The following is a 22657-nucleotide window of genomic DNA, read 5'->3' as shown; positions in this document are numbered from 1 at the left end:
TCATTGCGAGGTACGAAGCAATCTTAATAGCACAGAGGTTGCTTCGTACCTCGCAATGACGGCCCGGTTAACCTGGTAACTGCGATTAACACGCAGCAAATATATCTTATGAAAGATAAACAAAAAATTATCTTCAGTATTTTGTACATTAATATCTGATATGAAATGGTTTTTGATTTCCTTATTGGTTATAGTCAGCGGCATCCGGAATGCTGCGGATGCCCAGGTTAAATCCCCGGATGCTTTCCTGGGCTATCCGCTGGGCAGCAGGTTTACGGCGACAGATAAGGTCGTGGACTATTTTAAATATATCGCGGACAGGGACAAGAATATACAACTCATCAGCTATGGCAAAAGCTATGAGGGCAGGGAGTTGCTGGTGGCGGTCATCTCTTCAAAGGAGAATATGGACCGGCTGGAGCAGATCAGGGAAAACAACCTGAGCCTGAGCAGGGCGGAAAGACGGGAACTGAAGCCGGGAAGTCATCCGGCCATATTGTGGCTGAGTTATAATGTGCACGGCAATGAAGCCAGTTCCAGTGAGACGGCGATGAGGACCTTGTTTTCACTCAGTGAGGGCAAGACAAAGGAGATCGGGGGCTGGCTGAAAAACACGGTGGTGATCATTGATCCCTGCCTGAATCCGGATGGCAGGGAACGGTACCTCAATTATTTTAACGGAGTGAGCGGCAGGAAGCCCAATCTGAACCCCATGGCAAGGGAGCATCATGAACCCTGGCCGGGCGGCAGGTACAATCATTATTATTTTGACCTGAACCGGGACTGGGCCTGGCAGACGCAGCTGGAAACCCAGCAAAGGCTGAAGCTGTACCGCCAGTGGATGCCCGAAGTCCATGTTGATTTCCATGAGCAAAACTATAATGAACCTTATTATTTTGCTCCGGCGGCAGAACCCATTCATGTGGATGTGACTCCATGGCAAAGGGCATTTCAGATCACGGTAGGCAAGAACAACGCAAAATATTTTGATGAGCAGGGCTGGCAGTATTTTACTAAGGAACGGTTTGATCTGCTCTACCCTTCTTATGGGGATACGTATCCTTTATATAATGGTGCAGTGGGTATGACCTATGAGCAGGGGGGAATTGGTGCAGGTCTGGCGGTCATCACCATTGATGGCGATACGCTGACGCTCAAAGACCGGATTGACCATCATTACACCACGGGTTTGGCCACACTCGAAACAGTAAGTAAAAATGCAGACAAACTGGTGGCTGAGTTTAAGCTGTATTTTGAACGGTCGGTCAGTTCACCTCCTGGTATTTATAAGGCTTATGTGGTTAAAGCTCAAAACCTGAAGCGTATCAAAACGCTGGCGGCACTCTTAAAAAAGAATGGGATTGAATATGCTTTTGGCGGAGAAAGAAATGCCCGGGGTTTCAATTATGAAAACAAAAAAACAGAGGGTTTTAAAATAGAACGGAATGACCTGATTGTAAATCTGCAGCAGCCGGCGGCAGTGTTGGCCAATGTGCTGTTTGAGCCGCAAACGGAAATCCGGGATTCAAATACTTATGACATTACAGCCTGGTCCCTGCCTTATGTGTACGGGTTAAAGAGCTATGCGTTAAAAGAAGCGCTGAAAGGAATGTATGGTGCGCCTGAAGAAAGGGCCACGCCGGCATTACTGGCTGATAAACCTTATGCCTGGATCTTTGACTGGGGTTCAGCGGAAGATGCCCGTGTATTGCTGGCTTTGCAGAAGGCGGGGGTAAAGGTCAGGGTGGCTGAGGAAGGCTTTACGATTGGGACGCGCAGCTTTTCTTCAGGAACGCTGCTGGTGTACAGGGCCGAAAATGAGAAAACCGTGAAGGGCCTGACCGGGAAGATTGACGGTATCGTGAAGGAACTGAAGTTGACGAACTATGTGGTTGCCAGCGGATATGTGGATAAAGGCAAGGACTTTGGCTCATCTGTATATAGGGTATTGAGCGTTCCGAAAATTGCGGTTTTAGGCGGATATGCTACCTCAGCTCAGGGGGTGGGTGAAATCTGGCATTTTTTTGAGCAGGAACTGGGCCATCAGGTGACTATGGTCAATATTCAAAATCTGGACAATCTGGATATCAATAAAATAAATGTATTGATCATTCCTGATGGTACTTATGAGGATGATCTGCCGCTGCGACTGGAAAACTGGGTAAACAAAGGAGGGAAACTGGTACTGTTTGAAAATGCAATTTCAGGTTTCACCGGTAAGAAGCCTTATGAGATTAAAATCAAGGAGGTTATAAAAGATCCTAAGCTAAAACCGGCACGTAAATACGGTGAACGTAACCAGGATGATCTTTCCAATACCATTCCGGGGGCAATATTTAAGGTTGACCTGGACCAGAGCCATCCGCTGGCTGCGGGATTGGGCAGTTACTATCATGCGTTAAAGACCGATGACAAGATCTATGAGCCGCTGGGCGGGGAATGGAGTGTCGGGACGCTGAAGGCCAATAGCTATGTTGCCGGTATAGCGGGCAAATCTGTGTTGAAGCGCCTGAATAACGGGATGTTGTTTGGGGTTCAGAAAATGGGGAAGGGTAGTGTGGTGTACCTTGGCAGTGACATTCTTTTCAGGTCTTTTTGGGAGAATGGAAAGCAGATGTTTATGAATGCTGTTTTTTTGGTGGAGTGAGGTGTGGTCTTTCAGATCGATTAATTGTCAGATATTCAAAGCTATAGATTTGCAAGGCAGATTCAACGTCTATTTCGTTACAATCGATATCTTAGATGTTAAAGAAAGTTAAATATTTGGTGAAAATCCGCATTGTGACGCCTAGTCAGAACAATATTCTTTTTTTATGAACTAATGGAAATATTGTTTGGCGAAACTTGGTAAACGTGTCAGTATCGAGTCCGCTAATCTGTCATAATATTGTCATATAATATTTCATCATTATAAAATAATTATGCTTGCATACTAAAATCGGTATATTTAGCCCATTATTAACTAACCTAAATTTTATATTTTATGAAAAAACTTTTACAAAGTTTGTTCATATTGCTGTTCGTCGCAGGCTCTGCGATGGCGCAAGACCGAACAATTACTGGTACGGTTACAGGAAAGGATGATGGGCAGCCACTTCCTGGAGTAACAGTTTTAGTTAAGGGTACAAAAATTGGTACTCAAACTGGCTCAAATGGTAAGTATGCACTTTCAGTGCCATCAGGGGCTACAACATTAGAATTTTCTTATCTTGGTTATGCGACTCAATCAGTTGCGATTTCAGGAAATGTCGCAGACATCGTGCTGGTAACGGATTCGAAATCATTAACCGAAGTGGTGGTGACCGCTCTTGGTATTACCAGGGCAAAGAAAACGATCGGATATGCTGAAACAACGGTAAAATCAGAAGAAATAAATAAATCTGCAGCGGTTAGTCTTTTGGGTGGTTTGCAGGGTAAAGTAGCCGGCGTTACCATTTCAAATACATCTGGTTCACCGGGCGGATCAACCAAAGTTATCCTGAGAGGTTTTACTTCAATCACTGGCGGCAATCAGCCTCTTTATGTCATTGATGGTGTTCCTTTGGATAATTCCAGCATTGGCTCTGATGACAATTACGATTTTGGTAACAATGCCAATGACATCAATCCAAACAATATTGAAAGCATGAGTATCCTTAAAGGATCTGCAGCAACTGCATTGTATGGATCACGTGGTTCGAGTGGTGTAATCCTAATCACCACTAAAAAAGGTGCACAGGGTAAAACGGTTGTTGACTTTTCGCATGCGACTACCCTAACGCAAGTTGCCAATGTCTGGAAACCGCAAGATATTTTCGGTCAGGGCTGGGACGGTACGTTCATTGAATCTGAAAACGGAAACTGGGGTCCTAAGTTCGATGGTCAACTTAGGCCATGGGGAGCAATTGTTGATAATTCTCAGTTGCTGAAGCCTTTTTCTTTCATCAAAAACAACGTAAGAGATGCCTTAACTACCGGTACGGAGTTTAACAATAATATCGCATTAAGTGGAGGTACAGAAAAGTCTACCTACTATTTCTCTTATGGCAATGTATATAGCGATGGATATCTTCCTTCAGATAATGATTCTTATAAAAGAAATAACTTTACGTTAAAGGCGTCTACTAAGGCCGGTAACTTCACCATGGACGGATCGGTTAATTACGTAGCCAAGAGTCAGAAGTTTATTGCGCAAGGTCAGTCTATTTCTGGAATTGGATCTTCTTTTTACGAGGATATCATTCAGATTCCAAATGACATTCCTATCCATGATTTGAGAGACTATAAAAACAAGTTCTTCAACGTAGATAATTATTTTACTCCATATGCTGAAAACCCGTACTACTCACTATATGAGAACGGAGCACGTTACCAAAATGATCGTGTATATGGAAACGTAAATTTTGGCTACAAAATTAACGATTGGTTATCCCTGCAATTCCAGCAAGGAGCAGATGTGGATAATTCCGGAGCTAAAATCTGGCACAATAAAAATGCCCCAACTCCAGGAAGTTATAACGATGGTGGAAACGTTGAAGGTCAAAGTCGCGCAGCTGATGTAGGTAACGTGATCGAGCAATCTTTCAAAACCTTTGAATACGATTCAAAGTTCAACGTGATTTTTAAGAAAACCCTGTCGAGCGATTTCGATATTGATGGTCTTATTGGCGCCAACTTTAACGACAGAGGCTCTAGAATTTTAATCACCGGTATTGAGGACCTTGCGGTACCAGGCTTTTACAACTTAAGTAATTCAGCAAATAAACCAAGAAGTAGTGAAAGTCAAATCCACAGGCGTTTATTTGGTGCATACGTAACCGGTACAGTTGGGTATAAAAACAGTCTGTTCTTAACGTTAACAGGTAGAAATGATTGGTCTTCTACTTTGGCAACGGGGAAAAACAGTTATTTTTATCCTGCAGCGAGTTTGGCCTATGTGGTATCAGAAGCTATTGATTTGAAATCTACCCCAATTAGTTTCTTAAAATTAAGGGCTAGTTATGGAGAAACAGGTAGTGATACCGATCCCTACAGAATATACAATGTATTGAATGCCACTAATATTCCATTGGGTTTTGGTAATATCCTATTCCCGGTTTCAGGAGTTCCGGGTTATTCCATTTCAAACGTATTGAACAATCCTGAGCTGAAGCCTGAGCGTGTGAAAGAATATGAATTTGGAGCTGATATCAGGTTTTTGAGTGACAGGATTGGTTTAGATGTTTCTTATTTCAATAGAGACAGGATAGATCAGATCTTGCCGGTTCCTATTGATCCATCTACAGGCTATACTTTCCAGTACTTAAATTTTGGTAAGGTTCGTGTAAGAGGTATTGAAGCGGCATTGAATCTAAAACCGGTTAAAACGACAGATTTCAACTGGGACATGACGTATACGTTTAGCAGACAAAGAAACGAGGTACTGGACCTTCCAGGGGGATTAGAAAAAGTGGTGATCAACTCTGCTTATGATGCACAACTGGTTGCTATAAAAGGAAAACCACTTGGTGTTTTCCAGGCTCCTGGTCCGGAATATTCACCGGATGGTAAAATCGTTGTAGATGCTACTGGTTTTCCAATAGTTTCTCCTGAAAATAAAAATTACGGAGACATTCAAAGAGATTTCTCGATGGGTTTGACCAATAGTTTCAGTTATAAAGCATTCAGTTTAGGCTTTACGCTTGATTATCAAAAAGGTGGTGTGTTCTATTCTGGAACAGCAGATTTGCTGAACTTTGTCGGGGCGGACGTGAAGAGTACTTTTAACGATCGCAGGCCATTTATTGTCCCTAATTCTGTGCAAAAGCTGGTGGACGCAAATGGTAACCTGACGGGATATACAGAAAACATGACGCCTATTACTGAAGGCAAGATCGATGATTATTATTATCCAACGACGAATAAAGCCCTGGTTTACAACAACCGTATTTTGGACAAAACATTCTTAAAATTGAGAGAGGTATCGCTGTCATATTCATTACCTAAATCAATCGCCTCAAAAATTTTGGCGGACAAAGCTTCACTTACATTTTTCGGAAGAAACCTATTGACCTGGTTGCCTGAATCTAATAGAACCATTGATCCGGAAGTTTCCAATCAGGGTGTTGATTTAGCCAGTGAATTTGGTGAGTTTAGAACCGCTCCACCGGTAAGATTCTTTGGAGCTGCGCTAAAAGTTACATTTTAATCTCAAGAACGATGAAAAAATTAAATATACAATATAAGCCGTTGGTTTTAGCGGCCTTAGTTTTCTTAACGTTTGGATGTAAGAAAACACTAGACATTAACGAAGACCCAAATAACCCCCGCGTTGAAGAAGCATCACCTGAAGTTTTATTTCCTGCTGCTACTTTGTCTACTGCAGGTAGAGTGGGAGGTGAGCTGGCCATATTAGGTGGGATTTGGTCGCAGTATTGGACACAGTCTTTTGCCTCCAATCAATACAAGACCATCGATACTTACAATTTAACCAGGTTTGATTTGAATGGCTCATATAATGAATTGTTTGCGGGAGCCTTAGCGGACTACAATCTGGCGATCCAAAAGGCACAAGCAAGGAGCGATTGGAAATATAATTTAATGGCAACTGCGTTAAAGGCGTATACCTATCAGGTCCTTGTAGATCTTTATGATCAGGTGCCATATAAAGAAGCATTTCAGGGGGGTGCAAACCTTCAGCCTAAATTTGATGACGGGTATAGTATCTATATTGGCTTATTAGCAGAGATTGACGCTGCATTGGCTAAAGACTTCCAAAGTGGAACATTGACCGCCTCGCAGGAGAAAACAGATTTCCTTTTTGGTGGAGATATGGATACATGGGTTCAATTTGCAAATACACTTAAATTAAAGATGTACTTGAGAATGGTGAATGCAAAACCTGCTGAGGCAAAAGCTGGTATCGACAAATTATATGCTGAAGGTGCAAATTTCCTTGAGCAAGATGCTGGAATTGCAGAATTTGAAGGAACGCCTAATAACAGTAATCCTTTTTATGAATACAACATCAGAAGGCTGAACACTACGACGAATATCAGGGCTAGCATTACCTTTACCAGTTTTCTGGATAGATATGATGATCCTAGAGGTTCGACTTATTTCGGCACCCTTACACCGGTTGGTATTCATCAAGGCGATTTTGCCGCAACTACCGCAGAACAGCCAACGTATTCGAGCGCTACGGTCGCTGCACAAAGCGCTACGGATCCTGTTTGGTTCATTACCGCTGCCGAATCTGATTTTATGCAGGCTGAAGCTTTGGAAAGATATTCCGGTGGTGCTGGAGCCAAAGAGAAGTATACTTCGGGAGTGTCCAAAGCATTTGCTGCGGCAGGTTTTGAGGACAGTGATATTCCTGCCGCTTATGCATATAAAACCGGGGGTTCTCTTGAAGAAAAATTGGAGCAAATCATTGTTCAGAAATGGGCTTCATTCCCTGGCTCGCATGCATTGGAAGGTTTCTTTGAGCAACAGCGGACTGGATATCCTCGAATCAGTGCGGTTTATTCTACAGATCCTAAATACCGCGCAGAACCAGATCCTACACCTCTTGACCCAGAGAGGACCATAGACCATGGTGGCGAATGGGTATATGCCAAAAACGGCGTAACTGGCGGAAGGTTCCCTAAACGGTTGGTTTTTCCTTCCTCTTCTACGGACAGAAATAGCAATACGCCAGCTGAAGTTCCTATCACCACCAAAGTATGGTGGGGCAAGTAGTAGTTTTAAATTAAGATAGAATCATGAAAAGATATTTAAATATAATAGCAATAGGACTTCTAAGCATGTCATTATTTTCATGCAAGAAGGATTCCTTTGATTATCCCGAAGGAATGGTTGGTATATCAAAAGTCACAGTATTTCCTATTCTCCAAGTGAAAGGAGACAAGTACATGTATGTAGCGAAGGGTGGAACATTTACTGATCCGGGTGCAGAGGCCAGTGTTGGTGATGCGGCAATTGATGTAAAAATCGATGGCGCGGTCAATACCGGCGCTGCTGGGGTGTACACCTTAAATTATTCTGCGGCTAATGCTGACGGATTTTCGGCAACATCTCCAAGGTACGTGGTTGTATATGACACCAAACCAGATGCGGCAGCCAATGATTATTCCGGGTCATACAAACGGGCAGGATTTGAAACGTTTGCGGTTTGGAAGAAAGTGGCTCCGGGCGTTTACACAATTACCAACCCTGGTGGAGCTGTAGGCAACACAGATGTGGTGATAGGCATAAATCCAAGTGGGTCGTCTATTCAGATTCCACAGCAGGATTCTGCAGTTGGTCCTTTTAAATCTACCGTTGCAACTATGGCGGGAGGGTATTCTTGGGCACTTACTAATGCGGGTTATGGCGCACAAAGCAGGTCATTTACTAAACAATAATCTAAGTTAAAGCATATGAAAAAATATATATTTATACTTTCCTTTTTAGTTGTAGGATTTTCATCCTGCAAAAAGGACGAGGTTGCAGGCGGCACGGCCGTTCAGGATATGTCTGGAGAATGGTGGGTACAGGTAGAAGAGCGAGTCACTCAACCAAATGGGGATGTTACTATTAAAACACCTTTTGGCCCATATTATAGCCTATCGAGTTATAATACAGCAGATAATTCATCAACAGTAATGTGGCTTGACGATTCTCAAAGTTTTTATGGACTAAAAGCCAAGGTCAACGTGGATGTAAATAACAAAACTTTTTCTGCTACAGCCGCAGACGAACTTTATTTCGAAGTGACGGTTGATATTAAAAATGGTCAAGTCATCAAAAACGGAGCTATTGGCGCTGTATCGAAAGCCGTAACGGATTCAATAGCCTTTGATGCGGTCTTTTCGGATTCTCCTAAAAGCTTATTCAGGTATAGGGGTTATCACCGGACCAAGTTTCCTGGAGACGATCACTAAAACGTATTTAAATACTTCACAAAAGAGGGGGGATATCATAAATTATGATATCCCCTTTTGTTTTACTAGAAGCAGAAGACCTATTTATTAATTTTGTATTTCTTTCAGAAAATATAATGGGGCAACCACAGGCAAGGTTGGAATTGCGGACTTTTGAAATTATCCTGCTTTTATGATACAGATGTACGCATAAAACTTAATTATGCGCATTATTTCTACGGTGAAACTTTACGACTTCTGTTCGATAGGAATCCATAAGGACTTCCCCAGCACCATCGCCCTGTTGTCTTCAATATGTCCAGTCGGGAAATTAAAACAAACCGGGTAGTCATATTCCTTTACAACTTCCCAGATGATCTCCTCCGGGGATTGTCCGAATGGTATTTTTTCTTCAGGAAGTTCATTGAATGCGCCGACAATGAGGCCTTTTATCTTTGCCAGCTTGCCGCTGCGTTTCAGCATCCGCATCATGCGGTCAATTGATGATGGCCTTTCTCCAACGTCTTCTATAAAAAGAATTTTATCTGTGTAATCCATTTCAGATGAAGAACCTTGTACCATAACTAGTAAAGTCAGGTTGCCTCCAATTAGGATGCCGCTCATTTCACCGGGTCTGTTTGGCACAAGCGGCGGAGAGGTAATGTCATTAGATCGGGTGATTGCCTTGTAGTTGTATTCGATCTTTTCTCCAAACAATGCTTTCCTTAAAGATTCCAGAGATTCCGGTGTGGCTTCATTAAAGGTATAAGGCATTTGTGCATGTATGCTCTGGATGCCAAACACAGCATAAATGTGGGACAGCAGTACAGTAACATCACTAAAGCCCACAATCCACTTGGGCTGTGCCGTAAATTTCCTGAAATTAAGCTCGTCAATGATCCTTACGGTACCGTATCCACCCCTTCCGGCAATGATCGCTTTAGTATCAGGGTCATCTAAATAATGCTGCAAGTCTTGTGTTCTTAATGCATCATCACCGGCAAACTGGTGGTGTTCGGCACTTACGGTTTGCCCTGTCTCTACTTCCAGTCCCCAGGACCGGAAAATAGCTATTGCTTTATCTATGCTTTTGGGCAATCGGCTGGCAGGACAGACTATTGCAATTTTATCACCCTTTTTTAAATATGCCGGCTGTTGAATCATTAGTAAAAGACTTATCTTTGCCAAAATAATAAAAATAGTTTTGGATAGCAGTAAAATAAAAAGATATACCGTTACGGCCGCTTTGCCTTATACCAACGGACCGGTACACATTGGTCATTTGGCTGGAGTTTACCTCCCTGCCGATACCTATGTAAGGTACCTCCGTTCAAATAAAAGAGACGTCAAATTTGTTTGTGGATCTGATGAAAACGGCGTGCCCATTACCCTCAAGGCCAAAAAAGAAGGGGTGAGCCCACAGGTGGTCGTAGATAAATACCACAGAATCATAGGCGATTCTTTTAAAGAGTTTGGGGTTTCGTTTGACATTTATCACCGGACTTCATCCTTAATGCACCACCAGACGGCCTCTGACTTTTTTAAAACGCTGTATGAAAAAGGGGTGTTTACTGAAGAGATTACTGAGCAATATTATGATGAAAAAGCGCAGGCTTTTCTGGCAGACAGGTACATTACCGGGACTTGCCCGAGATGCGGAAATGAAAATGCTTATGGTGATCAGTGCGAAAACTGCGGCAGCACCTTAAATGCAACTGACCTGATCAATCCAAAATCTACATTGTCCGGAGAGCCGCCGGTTAGAAAAGAAACCAAAAACTGGTTTTTGCCGCTCGATAAATATGAAGATCAATTAAGAAAATATATAGAAAGCCACAAGGAGTGGAAACCAAATGTGTACGGCCAATGCCAAAGCTGGCTGAACTCGGGTTTGCAGCCAAGAGCAATGACCAGGGACCTGGACTGGGGGATTAAGGTTCCGCTTAAAGATGCCGAAGGCAAGGTGCTCTACGTCTGGTTTGACGCGCCTATAGGCTACATTTCTGCTACCAAAGAATTGTTTGAATATGCCCGTCTGGATGTATGGAACCCGATGGCCGAAGAATATTACATCAACCAGAATGAGGTCGAGAAAGGGAGCTGGGAAGAATACTGGAAGGATGAGGAAACCAAACTGGTGCATTTTATCGGTAAGGACAATATTGTATTCCACTGCATCATTTTCCCGGCCATGCTCATGGCCCATGGGGGGTATATTTTAGCGGATAACGTACCGGCAAATGAGTTTTTGAACCTCGAGGGGCAGAAAATTTCGACTTCAAAAAACTGGGCAGTCTGGCTCAATGAATATCTGGAGGAATTTAAAGGTAAACAGGACGTGCTGCGGTATGTTCTGACTGCGACCGCACCTGAAACAAAAGACAATGATTTTACCTGGAAAGATTTTCAAGCCAGGAATAACAATGAGCTGGTTGCTGTATTTGGCAATTTCATCAATCGTGTAGTGGTGCTTACCCATAAATATTTTGATGGTAAGGTGCCGATGTGTATGCACATCACCCCTGAAGATCAGCAGGTATTGGATGAGCTGGCAGCTTTCCCTGCTAAAATAAGCGCTTCTATTGAAAACTATCGTTTCAGAGAGGCCTTATCGGAAGTAATGAATGTCGCGCGTCTCGGGAATAAGTACCTGGCGGATACTGAGCCATGGAAGGTGATTAAAACAGATGAAGACCGTGTACGTACCATTCTGAACATCAGTTTGCAGATAGCGGCTACGCTGGAAATTCTGATCGAGCCCTTCCTGCCGTTTACCGCAGATAAGCTAATGAAAATGCTGAACTATGGCGGTCATATGTGGGAAGATGCGGGTAAGGCCAATTTGCTGCACCGTGGTCACCAGTTGAACGACCCGGTTTTACTGTTTGAGAAGATTGAGGATGAAGAAGTACAGGCGCAGATAGATAAGCTGAATAAAAGTAAGGTGGATAATATCGCGGCTACGGCGGTTGTTGCTCCTGCAAAGGAAAATATTGATTTTGATCAGTTTAGTGCTGTAGATATCAGGGTGGCGACGATCATTGCCGCTGAAAAAGTCGAGAAGACCAAGAAACTGCTGAAACTTACTTTAGATACAGGAATAGATCAGCGCACAGTTGTATCCGGTATTGCAGAGTATTATAAGCCTGAAGATATCATCGGACAACAAGTAAGCCTGGTGGTAAACCTTGCTCCGAGAGAGATCAAAGGAATTGTATCACAAGGGATGATCCTGATGTCTGAAGATGCGGAGGGTAGACTGGCTTTTGTGGCTCCTGTTGATAAGCATAACAACGGCAGCGTGGTTAGGTAGTTTGAAAATTCATTTCCTGCCACCGGAATTATTGAATGTTTGGGGTATGACTAAGATTTAGTTTTTAGTAGTTCGAGTTTTTCACGTTCGCTTTGCAGGAGGCGTTCGTAAAGCTCGATTACCTTGTCAAGCGGATTAATTGAGCATAAATAATTATTGTTATTCGAACTGCTATCAGTAAAGGTATTTCCTATGATATTAAATACAGCCTCTTCGTTGAAGTTTTTAATTGCTTCTGCGGAAAGGCCCAATATTTTGGCTACCTGATTGAGCAATTCTTCTTCTATTTTTTCACTTTGTTCAATCTTGGAAACCGCCTGCTGACTAATGCCCAGCTCAACTGCCAGCGTTTCTTGCTTCATTCCTCGTAATTCGCGAATGCGGCCAATCTTCCTTCCAATATGAGGCGAATTGGGCTTAGTCGTTGTTTCCATATGAACAAATATAATTAAAAGCGATGACAGTAAACAACAAGTATGAAGTTGTAAGATACAACCGGCTGTGGTTGGTTACGAAAGGTTCTTTTCGAAGATTTGATCCAAAGAAATTAAAAAATTATGAAACAAAACAGCGTATCCAACCCACTGCATGAAACACATTTTAAGGAGCTCATTCTGTCGCTTGCAAAAAAGTTTGAACCATTGCAAATCATTTGTTTTAACCGGCGTTTTTCATCAAGTGAGGTCAACGGTTGTTTTGTCAACACAACATCGGATCGGAGTGGGCATTATGCTTTATTGATGGTTACTGAGGGCGCTATGCGTATTGATCATGAAGTGCAGGACTACACCAATACGCATTATAGGCAGGGAACAGTTACCATTCTCTGCCACAGTAAAGATGCTGTCACAGAATCGATTAAAGCGAACAGCCGTTTTTTTATGGGCGTTTATACAACGGGACAGTTGTTATACAGTCACAATGGTTTACAGGAGTTTGATTTTAATACATCCTTTATTCCTCTACAGGCTGCAGAGAAAGCCCAAAAGCACTTTGATCGCCGTTTGCCATTGGCAGACGGTTTTTTGCAGGGAGCAGCCGGGTGTTTAGCAAAATGCCAATATAAAGTTTGCGTGTTCATGCTTCATCAAGCAATGGAGCAATGTTGCATTGCATTAATTAGAGTGCATATTGCCTATCGTTTGGAAATGCATAATTTACATCGGCTGCTCCGCCTAAGTCTTTGGTTTTCTGAAATACCTTATAAAATGTTTGTTACTGGAAGGAATGATGATGAAAGGCTTTTTGATGTCCTGATTAAAAGTTATTCTCAGGCACGCTATAAGGATGATTTTTCTGTAGATGGGCAAGATGCGGAGGAACTATATGATCGGGTTTCAGCTTTTTTAACGGCGACTAGGGAAATGTGCAAAAGTAAAATAGTAGCATTGAATGAAGAAGCTGATTTATATAAGCAATCTTGACTGAGGGGCTGGGAGCCAAATCTTGTGTAAACCGCAATCTGAGGTGAAATAATCGCCTGTAAAAAGCCTGATCCTCGCAAAATTGTTTAATGTGCTATTTAAACAAAGCGTTTTATTGTTATATTTGCGGCTGCTTTTTAAGCATATTGTTTGAAAGGTTAATGGTTTCGTAGTTCAACGGATAGAATAGAAGTTTCCTAAACTTTAGATATGGGTTCGATTCCCGTCGAGACCACTTCACGGGAATAAAGGTTTTAAAACTTTATTCCCGTTATCATTTTCTAGCGTAAATGTTTGTTTATTAGGGAGGTATAAATAGAGGAAGCCTCTATTCCTTGGGGTTCGATAAATTTTAGCTAAAAACTGGAATTTCAGAGGTAATTTTAAAAATCTAAGGTAAAAAGTGGATTTAAAGACATTTCATGGCGGTTCGATTCCAGTCACCTTTTTATCAATAGGGATCAATTTTTACAAATTTTGCCCATGTTTAACAAACGCGGGTCAATTTCCTACTTTTTGACCTATATTGTCAAGCTAACTTTGCTCTGTTCTAATTACAATACGGTTAGTGTTTTCTTTCTTAAGACTCCCCACATTAATTAAAAGGCTTATCAGGTCATTATTGAAATAATAATTCTCCTTGCCAATTTTGTTCTTAGTAACCAATCCCTTTTCGCATAGCTGATCAAGATATCTTCCTGCGGTTTTTCTGGCTATGTGTAAATCATTTCTTATAAACTCAATCTTTGTGTAAGGGTGCTTGAACAAGCTATTGATTAAATCCTGTGAATAGATTTTTGGTAGTTCCGACCTGATCTTTTGCTTGTGAGAAGCCATGAGTTTTTTTATCTCCCTAATTATAAATGAAGTCTGGACAGCGGTTTCCTCGACGGCATCAAGCATGTAAAGAATCCATGGTTCCCAATGATTGGATTCCCGGGTTTCTTGTAATAGACGATAATATGTTGCCTTGTTCTGGTTAATGTATCGGCTCAGATATAAAATAGGTAACTTCAGTAGGTTCTCTTTTACGAGATATAGAATATTTATAATACGGCCTGTGCGCCCGTTTCCATCATAGAACGGGTGTATGCTTTCAAACTGGTGATGTATGATCGCCATCTTAACTACCGGATCAAGATCGGTAAGTTCTCCGTCATTAATGAATAATTCAAGGTTCCTCATTAGTTTGATGATTTCATCCAATTCCTGTGGTGGGGTGTAAACAGTTTCTCCAGTCTGGTCATTTTTCAAGGATGTTCCAGGAACTTTCCTAAACCCGGCATCATTTTCCTCCAGAAGTGCCTGCAACTTTAGAATATTATTAACCGTAATTAAACCGCTGTCCTTCACTTGTTTAAAGCCTTCTAGTAGCGCGTGGGCGTAATTATATACCTCTTTTGCAGCATGGCTTGTAAATTGACGGTTAATACCGTCACTTGTATAGAGTTCGTCGTGTGTTGTAACAATATTTTCGATGGCAGAACTATCCTTCGCTTCCTGTAGGGAAAGTGTATTGAGTATTATCCTTTCATTTGGAATGCTCTCTGCCACGCCATTTAGCCCTGCTAATGCAGCCCGAACAGTATTAAGTTTTTTTAAGACTGCCTTTGTTTCAATTTCTTGTGGTAATGGTAACGATGGAATATTACTTATTTTGCTCATTCTATAGTTAACGTAACAACATATGGGCCAAGTTACGGCTTTTTTGTCCACACTGCAATTAACGTGGGCCAAATTTTTAATTTTTGACCCACGTTGCCGTTGAGCTCCTTTGTAATGATGAAAAGCCTTTGGATAAAAATTTGGAGGCTTTTTTATTGGGGTTTCTTTTTTAACTTAGAGTTTCAATAATCAATATGTTAGCCCAACGCCCTTATATTATTTACAAACTCCCAATAAGCAGAGTTACTCAAGCACTTATCGGAGGAAAAATAGAAAAGGTTTGGAAAAATATAGAAAACTTCTTGATGACCTGTACTACTGCTGATATTGAAAGTCCCAACAGTGTTTATATGGTTGGTTACACTGCCGATGAAGAACATGGTGAACAACCTGAATTGGCAGAAGAGGTATTAACAAAAGTGACAAAGGTCTTTGGTGAAGGAAAAACTGAACCTGTTGGTTATTTATATCCGGCAAACATTCCTTTAAAACAAACTAAAACAGAATGGGCGTTGACCAAGAAAGATTTGCCAAGAGTCATAGATTTTTTAATAAAAGAACAGCCTTTGCCCAAGTACAACCTCGGTCCAATTGAATTAATAATATCCTATGATTTTAAACTAATCGATCCCAATACTAAAGAGGAACTGCCAGATCAACAGTATATTTCAAATTTTTTAATATGGATAACAAAGAATAGCTGTGTTAGCGCAAGTTTATGTTTTCCTTTTACAGAGCCTAATCAAGAGTTTTGGAATTATGCAAACAACATTGAGCCATTCATCCCTTTCAAATTTGACATTAAGCATTTAAGATTAGGACGATCTAATAAAAAAGGCACTTCCAATATATTTTCAAAACTATAACGATTGATTCTCTAAATCCGCAGCACAATGCAAATCAGCTATAAAAGAGTTCGAGTTTTATTGTCCCGCGACCGCAAAAGCAATTCTCTCAGGCCACTTTTTTTAAATTTGGCGATAAAGCCAAGCTAATGTTAGTGTATCTAAAGGTTAAAAGTCCAGATTTAATCGAGATTATCCAGTTTTAGTAAAGGCAAGTGAGGAGTAGACGAAAATCTCAAAACAGTTTGAAATCCGTCTCGTCGAGATATTTTATAACCCCTCTTCACGCCACAGAATCTCTCAATAATCAGATGTAAATCTTCCAAAAAATAGTTTGAAATCGGTGTCTTTGAGACCACCAACGTCCTTCATGATATCGTGAAGGACGTTTTTATTTTCAGTTGATTTTCAAATCGTTAGATAGAGCAAAATGGAGGCATGTTTTGGTTCGAGCCTTGTTGGGGCACTTAAATCGCCTTAACGCTCAATTTTTTTGACATCTCATTTTGCAAGGGCCATATTAAAAGAACATCCTATATGTAAAAAAATCACAGATATTCAAGCCTAAGATTTTTATAAAAAATCCCTATGCAAGACTTTGTCCAATCTGTAGGTGAGTGCTTAGTACAACCCTGTTCCAAATATTGATGGTAATTACAGCTGTTATGATATCTGCAATTTGAGCTTCGCTAAAAAATTGTAGAGCGCTTGAATAAGTCTCATCTGACAATCCATTTTGATGAATTAATGTTATCTCTTCGGTTATTGCCAACACTACTTTTTCTTCTTCCGTAAAAATGCCCTCTGCTTCTCTCCAAGCATTCAATAGAAAAATACGCTGATTTGTTTCGCCATTTTTAATTGCGTCTTGCGTATGAATGTTGATACAATAGGCACAACCGTTAATTTGTGAAGCACGAATCTTTATAAGTTCTTTGTTTGTCTTAGCTATAGAAGCGTTAGATAGATAAATTTCTAAACCAATCATCGCTTTTAGTGCATTTGGAGAAACTTCCTTAATGTTTAATCGTTTTTGCATTGTATAATCTTTTAAAATTGTTCAATGCAAAATTGTATAATAAGAAAATGAAAAAACTTAAACTGGTTTAAGAAGAAGTTCTCTTTCGAATTTCGCTTAAATACTCGGGAGTGAAACCCAGATATGAAGCGATTAAGTATTGAGGAACTCGTTGCACAAATTCGGGATGATTTCTAATAGCTTGAAAATAAAATTCTTCTTTTGAAAAAGAAAAAAGAAATTGGATGCGCTTTTGAGCCGCTGCATAAGCCCTTTGGTAAACAAAACGGAAATAGCGTTCCATTACCGGGAATTCCCTTAATAATTTTTCCTGTTTCTCTTGCGTGAGATAAAGTATTGTTGATTTTTCTACTGCCTGAATATAAAACGCCGTAGGTTGTTGATTTTCATAGGCAAAATTGTCGGTTAGCCACCAGGTTTCTATGGCAAATTCGGTGGTTTGTTCAGTGCCTTTTTCGTTGATGTAGAACTTTCGCAATAAGCCATCCAATACAAAGTAATGATGCCTGCAAATCTGTCCTTCCGCTAATAGATTTTCCTTTTTAGCCACTTCTTTCGTGTCAAAGAATTTTTTGATTCCTTCAAATTCTTCGTCAGTTACTGTTGTAAATTTGCGTATGTGTTTTTTGAATATATCTAACATCGAGGGAACAGATTTTTTTATTTTGCACGTGACGTTTTGCAGGGTTAACTGAAGCATAATTGCTTGCAAGAACACTGATACACTAAGCTAAATAAATAACTTTTAATTTTTTTACGCTCAATTCGTCTGATGGATAATTTAACCCTGTTGTTATCCTCAAACATTATATCGTTGTACTATGATTGGATCATGATCTAACGTTTCTAATCAAGAAGGCGGTTCAATTTTTACCCTATATCCTTGCCTTGATTCCTTCTCAAATTAATAAAAAGTCTCAAAATCATCTATTAAACGGTTCAGGTTTCCCTTGCGTCGCCCACGACTTTTGCCAGCGTTTTTACACAGGCCCTGGTTTTTTTTGTGTTAAGTGGCTAGAAAAGAGGCGAATTTTAGGGCTGATTTGGGTAAAAATGGTTCGATTTGAACAAGTGAAATGTATCAGTTTTAGTTATGGTATTTCTATGATCAGCTGCTTATTATAGCCATTATATGGCTCATCAATGTATCCATGCGGATTACATATCACCTCGGTCTCATCAATTTTATATCTTGCTGGGGTATGAATGTGTCCGTGTATCCAATATAGCGGGCGGTACTTTTTAACAAGCTCTTCAAGATCAGAAGCATAAGCAGATGAGACGGGGTCATTTTTGTAAACCTCAGGCACCGATCTTATACTTGGCGCATGATGGGTAATGACAACATTCTTTTCATTTCGGCATTCCTCAAGGCTCTCCTGCAACCATGATTTTGAAAACTGGTGGATTTTATAGGTGTCAACAGTTCTCAGTTTTGAGTAAGATGGGTCTCTGCGGATTTGCTTATAATCATTCATTTTTGCCTGACAGATGTTCCCATATTCAACAGGGTTTCCAAACAAAGAAAAGTCTGTCCATAGTGTTGTGCCATGAAACCAGATTCCATCTAGTTTAATTCTTTCGTTTTCAAGAACATGAATGTTGGAGTTTTTTGATGCTTCAACAATTTTGTGCAGTGTTTTGGGATAAGAACCTTTATAATATTCATGATTGCCAAGAATATAAATCACAGGCTTGCGGGCGATGAATTTTTTGACCCATTCAATGCCTTTGGTGCCAAGGTTGGTATCTCCGGCTAAAACGATCAGATCGGCATTGTCAAATGTCAAATCTGAGATTCCAAACTCTTGGTGTAAATCGCTTATAATTTGTACTCTCATTTAGCTACCAGATTTTCCACCATCTTCGTTTTGCTTGTTGATTTTTATGCATCAATTGCACTTTTTTAGCAGTTGGATTGCACCAGCTTCCACCTTTGACATTTCGTTTTTCAAGATCAACAACAAATTCTACCCATTCATCAGAGTCGACAGTGGGTTCATAAGCTACCCCACTTACTAGATTTCCTTCAACAGTTAAGTCTTTAATTCCATCCCAAGAAATTCTCTCTGAGTGCCAATATTCTCCATCTGCCTCAAATACTGTTAGACAGGTAGAATCCTGAAGAATAAGCCTTCGGTTCAAGGTCTTTGTAACCGTTTCATACTGCGTTCCAAATATTGAAATAGGCTTCTCAAGATCAGGATTCATTAAATAGCAAGTACCCCCTGCAATTACCAAAATAGAAGGATCATGCTCAAATTCATAAACCGCATTAAATCCAATCCACCCCGGCTCAAAGTTTCCAACCCAATTTGTATTTTCAGAAGTATAAAAACGAACCACAAAGCCTTCTGAATAATATGCCTCATTATTTTCACTAACAGGAATATACATCGGCCCATAAGCTGGTAATGATTCTAAAATCTCGTAACGAAGTGTATGTGACATCCTTATTTATATTACTATTGAATTGGTTGGGGTATAAATATCGTTTAATTTACCGAAAGCTCATTTTCTTTTGAGAGAGAGTAACGAAACCCACCCCCTCTGGACCTTTTAGTCAAAATAATTGTCAAAATAGTTTGAAATCCGTTCGTCGAAGATATTTAAAATCCATCCTCACGACCTAGAATCTCAATAATTAGCTGTAAATCTTCAAAAAAAGAGTTTGAAATCGGTGTCTTTGAGACCACTTATACGACTTTAAACACGTTATACAGCCTTTCTTTAACCGGAGAGGCTGTTTTGTTTCCGCCAAATTGATTAGATAGGGGCTAGCCGACAACCGATTTCGGTAGTCAATGGTTGCAATTTTACCTTTTATGCCAGAGATTTAACTCAACTTAAGAGAACCAAATGCGTAAAAAGAAACCCCAACCTTATAATAAGGTACAACAATCAGAAGGTTGTATACGCTAGTGGGAAGCGAATATATCCTAAGTTTTGGGATTCGAGTGTCCAGAGAGCAAAGAGATCGAAAGGGTTTGCAGAGGCTGACTGCTGAACAATAATCTAAGAAAGATGTAATCAGTTTCCTTGTAACATCTATTAAGCAGCACTTCCATATAGACTATTACAATTGTCTAATAAGCTTAAACAAGAAGCCGAGGATAAGACCTACCCGGTTGGTGAGGCCTATGGGGACTCTTTCAAACACCAAAAGCATTGAAAGCAAATGATGCAGGTGCTTTTTACATTGCCATAGTACCGGTCTTGATGCGATTGCTGATACTGATTGACCTTATATAAGATAACATAAGTCAGTGATTACATTATGTGCAGAGCCAGAGAGATTGTGGCTCTTTTATAACTATTTACACATTCGTTGCGGTAGTTGCCACATATAGCTATATTAGGACATAGTTGAATGATATGAAATCAGATCTTGAAGAAACAATTGAGTCTTATGAGATGGAGAAAGTGGAACTGGAAAAACAGATAGCAGAATATGTTAAAGAAGCAGACTATCTATATGCGCATTATCATCAAAGAGCATTGCGGAAGGTTAACCGAACGCTTGATACACTTAAGAGATTAGAAAATCCATTGTATAGCCGTATACGTGAACATCAAATGTATATTGACAATTGCAGGAAAATGTTGGCCGATCCCGAATATGTTGGCGGCGACTATCTGAAACATCGAATAAAACACTATGAAGATAAAATTCTAGAACTGAAAAGTATTCCAGTCACACCTTCATACGACAGTCAGGAGATAGATGATGCGATCTTCAGTCTCGTAAACGGAGAGATTAGCGGTTTTAAATTTTACTTCAAATCTACTCCCGATGTATATGCCGACTTTACCAAAAGCGATGATATGATCCATATTCAGATCTGCTCTCAAACTGATGGAACGAATGATTACCAATATCTGCTTTCCGACATTAACAAATTCAAGGCTCTGGGATTTATATTAATGGATGGAAATTGGGTTTATACTTATGACTTGACCAGTTTTAAAGACGCACTGGAGATTAAAATTGTTTTAGCCCGGTTGATTTACGAAGTATTTCATTATGACAGAAGATTCGACGAAGCCAGAATAGTGCTAGGCTGATCGGCATCGCCACCAGGAATTTAATAAAGTTGCTATTGATGTTTTCTATACTTGCTTTTCCTTCTGCTAATTTTGATTATTATTGCCATTACAAACTCTCACATCGTATGAAGAATCCTTCGTTTGAAATATACATTAACGATCGCTTAGTAACAACTGCGGGCATTACATCAGAGTTCGGAGTCGTTTCAGTGATAACAACCTGGGTAAATAGCAGTGTGGACAACTACAAAGATCTTAAGATTAATGTTGGCGGTTTAGACTCTACAGATGAATCATATCTGACGTGGCATAATCAACAACTAGCCATCGGTGATGAAGTGACAATCAAAATTACAGACAGTGATAATATCTCCACACCAACAGTCAACCCAAAAACATCCGAAGAAGAACATCTCAAGCGAAAGATCAGTTACTTTCATAGGCTCAAAGAGGAATTGAAAGATCATTTATAAATATAAAAAGTCTTAACGATATGAATTTGATTAGTGCCTTTTATTACTACTTGGAATGTTCGGTGATCTACGTTCAGCAACGTGTCTGGGGACGCTTTTATAATGAATCTATCGGATTAATTAGTAAGTATATGCATCATTTGGTATAACCTTTGTCTTTTAGAAACTTAAAGGCTTCACGAGCTTTGTCGTTGATAAGATAAATCTCCCAAACTAGATGGGTGCCTTCTTTCCTGTATTTCCCAGGCATTGATTTTCCCCCTAAGATGAAAATCTCCTTGATGAATCCAGAAGGGATTGCATTGTAGAGGTTGTTACCCTTTGTTTCCACTTCCAGTATTTTAGCAGGGCGAATCCTTTCACTTTTACCACCTCCTTTTATAACGAACAGCGGGATACTGTCTGCCGGGTATATCTCTGGATCTTTTGATTTTCCTATATTGTAAGATGGTCTTAATACAGGTTCAAGAGAGGATCTTAATAAGGTGTCCTGTGCAAAGCCACTAATGGCGAACAATGATGTTATAAAGGGCAAGAAGAGCGTTTTCATACGATTTGGTTGGTATAGTAAATATACAGACGAAGAATGTGATTATCAAGGACATCTTTTCACCTCAATTCGCGAGGTTAGGTTCGCTATGCTTTGTTTTTCAGCGTGTTGTTTGTTATATTTATTAAGCATTATATGAAGTATCTCAAATTCTATTACTTTTCATTCCTTTACTTTTATAAGGATAAACCTGAAAGCTGGATTACAGAATACAGAAGTTTATTTCTTGTGTTAATTACAATAACCAGTGCAGTGAGTTTCGTTTTGCTGATGGTGTATCCTAACTTTAATGGGATATATCCTTATGTTAGAGTGGTTATTCTCACCCTGTTCATTGCTTCGTTTATTATTATGCAACGTGTTTTGATTTCCACTGGTAAATATCAATTGATCTTCGACGAGTTTGAAAACCATCCAATAAATACCAGAACGAATAGGGT

At 40.2% G+C, this 22657-nt stretch carries 18 protein-coding genes and 1 tRNA gene; 11 read left to right on the top strand and 8 right to left on the bottom strand.

The window, feature by feature from the left end:
• Positions 1 to 160 precede the first annotated feature (160 nt).
• The 5 genes from QEP08_RS17140 to QEP08_RS17120 all read left to right on the top strand — a co-directional run bounded on the left by QEP08_RS17140 (position 161) and on the right by QEP08_RS17120 (position 8882).
• Positions 161 to 2647: a M14 metallopeptidase family protein gene (locus QEP08_RS17140; RefSeq protein ID WP_285059821.1), complete on the top strand. Its 2487-nt coding sequence runs from the start codon at positions 161 to 163 to the stop codon at positions 2645 to 2647.
• 336 nt (positions 2648 to 2983) lie between these two features.
• Positions 2984 to 6166 (top strand): SusC/RagA family TonB-linked outer membrane protein, encoded by a 3183-nt coding sequence (locus tag QEP08_RS17135; protein WP_285059820.1) that lies wholly within the window; start codon positions 2984 to 2986, stop codon positions 6164 to 6166.
• 11 nt (positions 6167 to 6177) lie between these two features.
• Positions 6178 to 7698 (top strand): SusD/RagB family nutrient-binding outer membrane lipoprotein, encoded by a 1521-nt coding sequence (locus QEP08_RS17130; protein ID WP_285059819.1) that lies wholly within the window; start codon positions 6178 to 6180, stop codon positions 7696 to 7698.
• A 23-nt stretch (positions 7699 to 7721) separates the two neighbouring features.
• Complete coding sequence (locus tag QEP08_RS17125; protein ID WP_285059818.1) at positions 7722 to 8363, top strand: DUF5011 domain-containing protein; 642 nt, start codon at positions 7722 to 7724, stop codon at positions 8361 to 8363.
• A 15-nt stretch (positions 8364 to 8378) separates the two neighbouring features.
• Complete coding sequence (locus tag QEP08_RS17120; protein ID WP_285059817.1) at positions 8379 to 8882, top strand: lipid-binding protein; 504 nt, start codon at positions 8379 to 8381, stop codon at positions 8880 to 8882.
• 228 nt (positions 8883 to 9110) lie between these two features.
• Here QEP08_RS17120 and QEP08_RS17115 read toward each other — a convergent pair whose 3' ends face one another.
• The gene (locus QEP08_RS17115) at positions 9111 to 10025 is read right to left on the bottom strand and encodes a S66 peptidase family protein (protein WP_285059815.1); all 915 of its coding nucleotides are present in this window, start codon (positions 10023 to 10025) and stop codon (positions 9111 to 9113) included.
• A gap of 40 nt (positions 10026 to 10065) precedes the next feature.
• Between QEP08_RS17115 and metG the strand changes: the two genes are divergently transcribed.
• The gene (metG, locus tag QEP08_RS17110) at positions 10066 to 12174 is read left to right on the top strand and encodes a methionine--tRNA ligase (protein ID WP_285059814.1); all 2109 of its coding nucleotides are present in this window, start codon (positions 10066 to 10068) and stop codon (positions 12172 to 12174) included.
• A 50-nt stretch (positions 12175 to 12224) separates the two neighbouring features.
• Here the strand turns inward: metG and QEP08_RS17105 are convergent, their stop codons facing one another.
• A complete protein-coding gene (locus QEP08_RS17105) occupies positions 12225 to 12608 on the bottom strand; it encodes a helix-turn-helix domain-containing protein (protein WP_285059813.1) in 384 nt (127 codons plus the stop codon).
• 123 nt (positions 12609 to 12731) lie between these two features.
• On the opposite strand from QEP08_RS17105, the gene QEP08_RS17100 reads away from it, so the two are divergent.
• Both QEP08_RS17100 and QEP08_RS17095 read left to right on the top strand, forming a co-directional pair.
• Positions 12732 to 13598, top strand: coding sequence for a HEPN domain-containing protein (locus QEP08_RS17100; RefSeq protein ID WP_285059812.1), 867 nt, complete (start codon positions 12732 to 12734; stop codon positions 13596 to 13598).
• Between the two features lie 163 nt (positions 13599 to 13761).
• Positions 13762 to 13833, top strand: a tRNA-Arg gene (locus tag QEP08_RS17095).
• Positions 13834 to 14132: 299 nt separating this feature from the next.
• Here QEP08_RS17095 and QEP08_RS17090 read toward each other — a convergent pair.
• Positions 14133 to 15263 carry a Fic family protein gene (locus QEP08_RS17090; RefSeq protein WP_285059811.1) on the bottom strand — a complete coding sequence of 377 codons (1131 nt, stop codon included), beginning with the start codon at positions 15261 to 15263 and terminating at the stop codon, positions 14133 to 14135.
• A 194-nt stretch (positions 15264 to 15457) separates the two neighbouring features.
• Between QEP08_RS17090 and QEP08_RS17085 the strand changes: the two genes are divergently transcribed.
• The gene (locus QEP08_RS17085; protein WP_285059810.1) at positions 15458 to 16129 is read left to right on the top strand and encodes a hypothetical protein; all 672 of its coding nucleotides are present in this window, start codon (positions 15458 to 15460) and stop codon (positions 16127 to 16129) included.
• 565 nt (positions 16130 to 16694) lie between these two features.
• On the opposite strand, the gene QEP08_RS17080 is transcribed toward QEP08_RS17085, so the two are convergent.
• The 4 genes from QEP08_RS17080 to QEP08_RS17065 all read right to left on the bottom strand — a co-directional run bounded on the left by QEP08_RS17080 (position 16695) and on the right by QEP08_RS17065 (position 19598).
• Positions 16695 to 17147 carry a carboxymuconolactone decarboxylase family protein gene (locus QEP08_RS17080; RefSeq protein WP_285059809.1) on the bottom strand — a complete coding sequence of 151 codons (453 nt, stop codon included), beginning with the start codon at positions 17145 to 17147 and terminating at the stop codon, positions 16695 to 16697.
• Positions 17148 to 17214: 67 nt separating this feature from the next.
• A complete protein-coding gene (locus QEP08_RS17075; RefSeq protein WP_285059808.1) occupies positions 17215 to 17790 on the bottom strand; it encodes a Crp/Fnr family transcriptional regulator in 576 nt (191 codons plus the stop codon).
• 448 nt (positions 17791 to 18238) lie between these two features.
• Positions 18239 to 18988, bottom strand: coding sequence for a metallophosphoesterase (locus tag QEP08_RS17070; RefSeq protein ID WP_285059807.1), 750 nt, complete (start codon positions 18986 to 18988; stop codon positions 18239 to 18241).
• Between the two features lie 4 nt (positions 18989 to 18992).
• Positions 18993 to 19598, bottom strand: a complete 606-nt coding sequence (locus tag QEP08_RS17065; RefSeq protein WP_285059806.1) for a hypothetical protein — start codon at positions 19596 to 19598, stop codon at positions 18993 to 18995.
• A gap of 924 nt (positions 19599 to 20522) precedes the next feature.
• Here QEP08_RS17065 and QEP08_RS17060 point away from each other — a divergent pair.
• Both QEP08_RS17060 and QEP08_RS17055 read left to right on the top strand, forming a co-directional pair.
• Positions 20523 to 21212, top strand: coding sequence for a hypothetical protein (locus tag QEP08_RS17060; protein ID WP_285059805.1), 690 nt, complete (start codon positions 20523 to 20525; stop codon positions 21210 to 21212).
• A 107-nt stretch (positions 21213 to 21319) separates the two neighbouring features.
• Positions 21320 to 21667 carry a hypothetical protein gene (locus tag QEP08_RS17055; RefSeq protein WP_285059804.1) on the top strand — a complete coding sequence of 116 codons (348 nt, stop codon included), beginning with the start codon at positions 21320 to 21322 and terminating at the stop codon, positions 21665 to 21667.
• A gap of 136 nt (positions 21668 to 21803) precedes the next feature.
• Here the strand turns inward: QEP08_RS17055 and QEP08_RS17050 are convergent, their stop codons facing one another.
• On the bottom strand, positions 21804 to 22217 hold the full coding sequence (locus tag QEP08_RS17050) for a hypothetical protein (protein WP_285059803.1): 414 nt from the start codon (positions 22215 to 22217) through the stop codon (positions 21804 to 21806).
• Positions 22218 to 22657 lie beyond the last annotated feature (440 nt).

Source organism: Pedobacter ginsengisoli (assembly GCF_030244015.1).
Lineage (GTDB): Bacteria > Bacteroidota > Bacteroidia > Sphingobacteriales > Sphingobacteriaceae > Pedobacter > Pedobacter ginsengisoli.
Note: the sequence above shows the minus strand (reverse complement) of the source record. Positions and strands in the feature narration are given on the sequence as shown.

Bases quoted from the DNA above. Each gene is read 5' to 3' on its own strand.
- QEP08_RS17140 (WP_285059821.1), top strand. From the start codon at position 161: ATGAAATGGTTTTTGATTTCCTTATTGGTTATAGTCAGCGGCATCCGG.
- QEP08_RS17135 (WP_285059820.1), top strand. From the start codon at position 2,984: ATGAAAAAACTTTTACAAAGTTTGTTCATATTGCTGTTCGTCGCAGGC.
- QEP08_RS17130 (WP_285059819.1), top strand. From the start codon at position 6,178: ATGAAAAAATTAAATATACAATATAAGCCGTTGGTTTTAGCGGCCTTA.
- QEP08_RS17125 (WP_285059818.1), top strand. From the start codon at position 7,722: ATGAAAAGATATTTAAATATAATAGCAATAGGACTTCTAAGCATGTCA.
- QEP08_RS17120 (WP_285059817.1), top strand. From the start codon at position 8,379: ATGAAAAAATATATATTTATACTTTCCTTTTTAGTTGTAGGATTTTCA.
- QEP08_RS17115 (WP_285059815.1), bottom strand. From the start codon at position 10,025: ATGATTCAACAGCCGGCATATTTAAAAAAGGGTGATAAAATTGCAATA.
- QEP08_RS17105 (WP_285059813.1), bottom strand. From the start codon at position 12,608: ATGGAAACAACGACTAAGCCCAATTCGCCTCATATTGGAAGGAAGATT.
- QEP08_RS17100 (WP_285059812.1), top strand. From the start codon at position 12,732: ATGAAACAAAACAGCGTATCCAACCCACTGCATGAAACACATTTTAAG.
- QEP08_RS17090 (WP_285059811.1), bottom strand. From the start codon at position 15,263: ATGAGCAAAATAAGTAATATTCCATCGTTACCATTACCACAAGAAATT.
- QEP08_RS17085 (WP_285059810.1), top strand. From the start codon at position 15,458: ATGTTAGCCCAACGCCCTTATATTATTTACAAACTCCCAATAAGCAGA.
- QEP08_RS17080 (WP_285059809.1), bottom strand. From the start codon at position 17,147: ATGCAAAAACGATTAAACATTAAGGAAGTTTCTCCAAATGCACTAAAA.
- QEP08_RS17075 (WP_285059808.1), bottom strand. From the start codon at position 17,790: ATGTTAGATATATTCAAAAAACACATACGCAAATTTACAACAGTAACT.
- QEP08_RS17070 (WP_285059807.1), bottom strand. From the start codon at position 18,988: ATGAGAGTACAAATTATAAGCGATTTACACCAAGAGTTTGGAATCTCA.
- QEP08_RS17065 (WP_285059806.1), bottom strand. From the start codon at position 19,598: ATGTCACATACACTTCGTTACGAGATTTTAGAATCATTACCAGCTTAT.
- QEP08_RS17060 (WP_285059805.1), top strand. From the start codon at position 20,523: ATGAAATCAGATCTTGAAGAAACAATTGAGTCTTATGAGATGGAGAAA.
- QEP08_RS17055 (WP_285059804.1), top strand. From the start codon at position 21,320: ATGAAGAATCCTTCGTTTGAAATATACATTAACGATCGCTTAGTAACA.
- QEP08_RS17050 (WP_285059803.1), bottom strand. From the start codon at position 22,217: ATGAAAACGCTCTTCTTGCCCTTTATAACATCATTGTTCGCCATTAGT.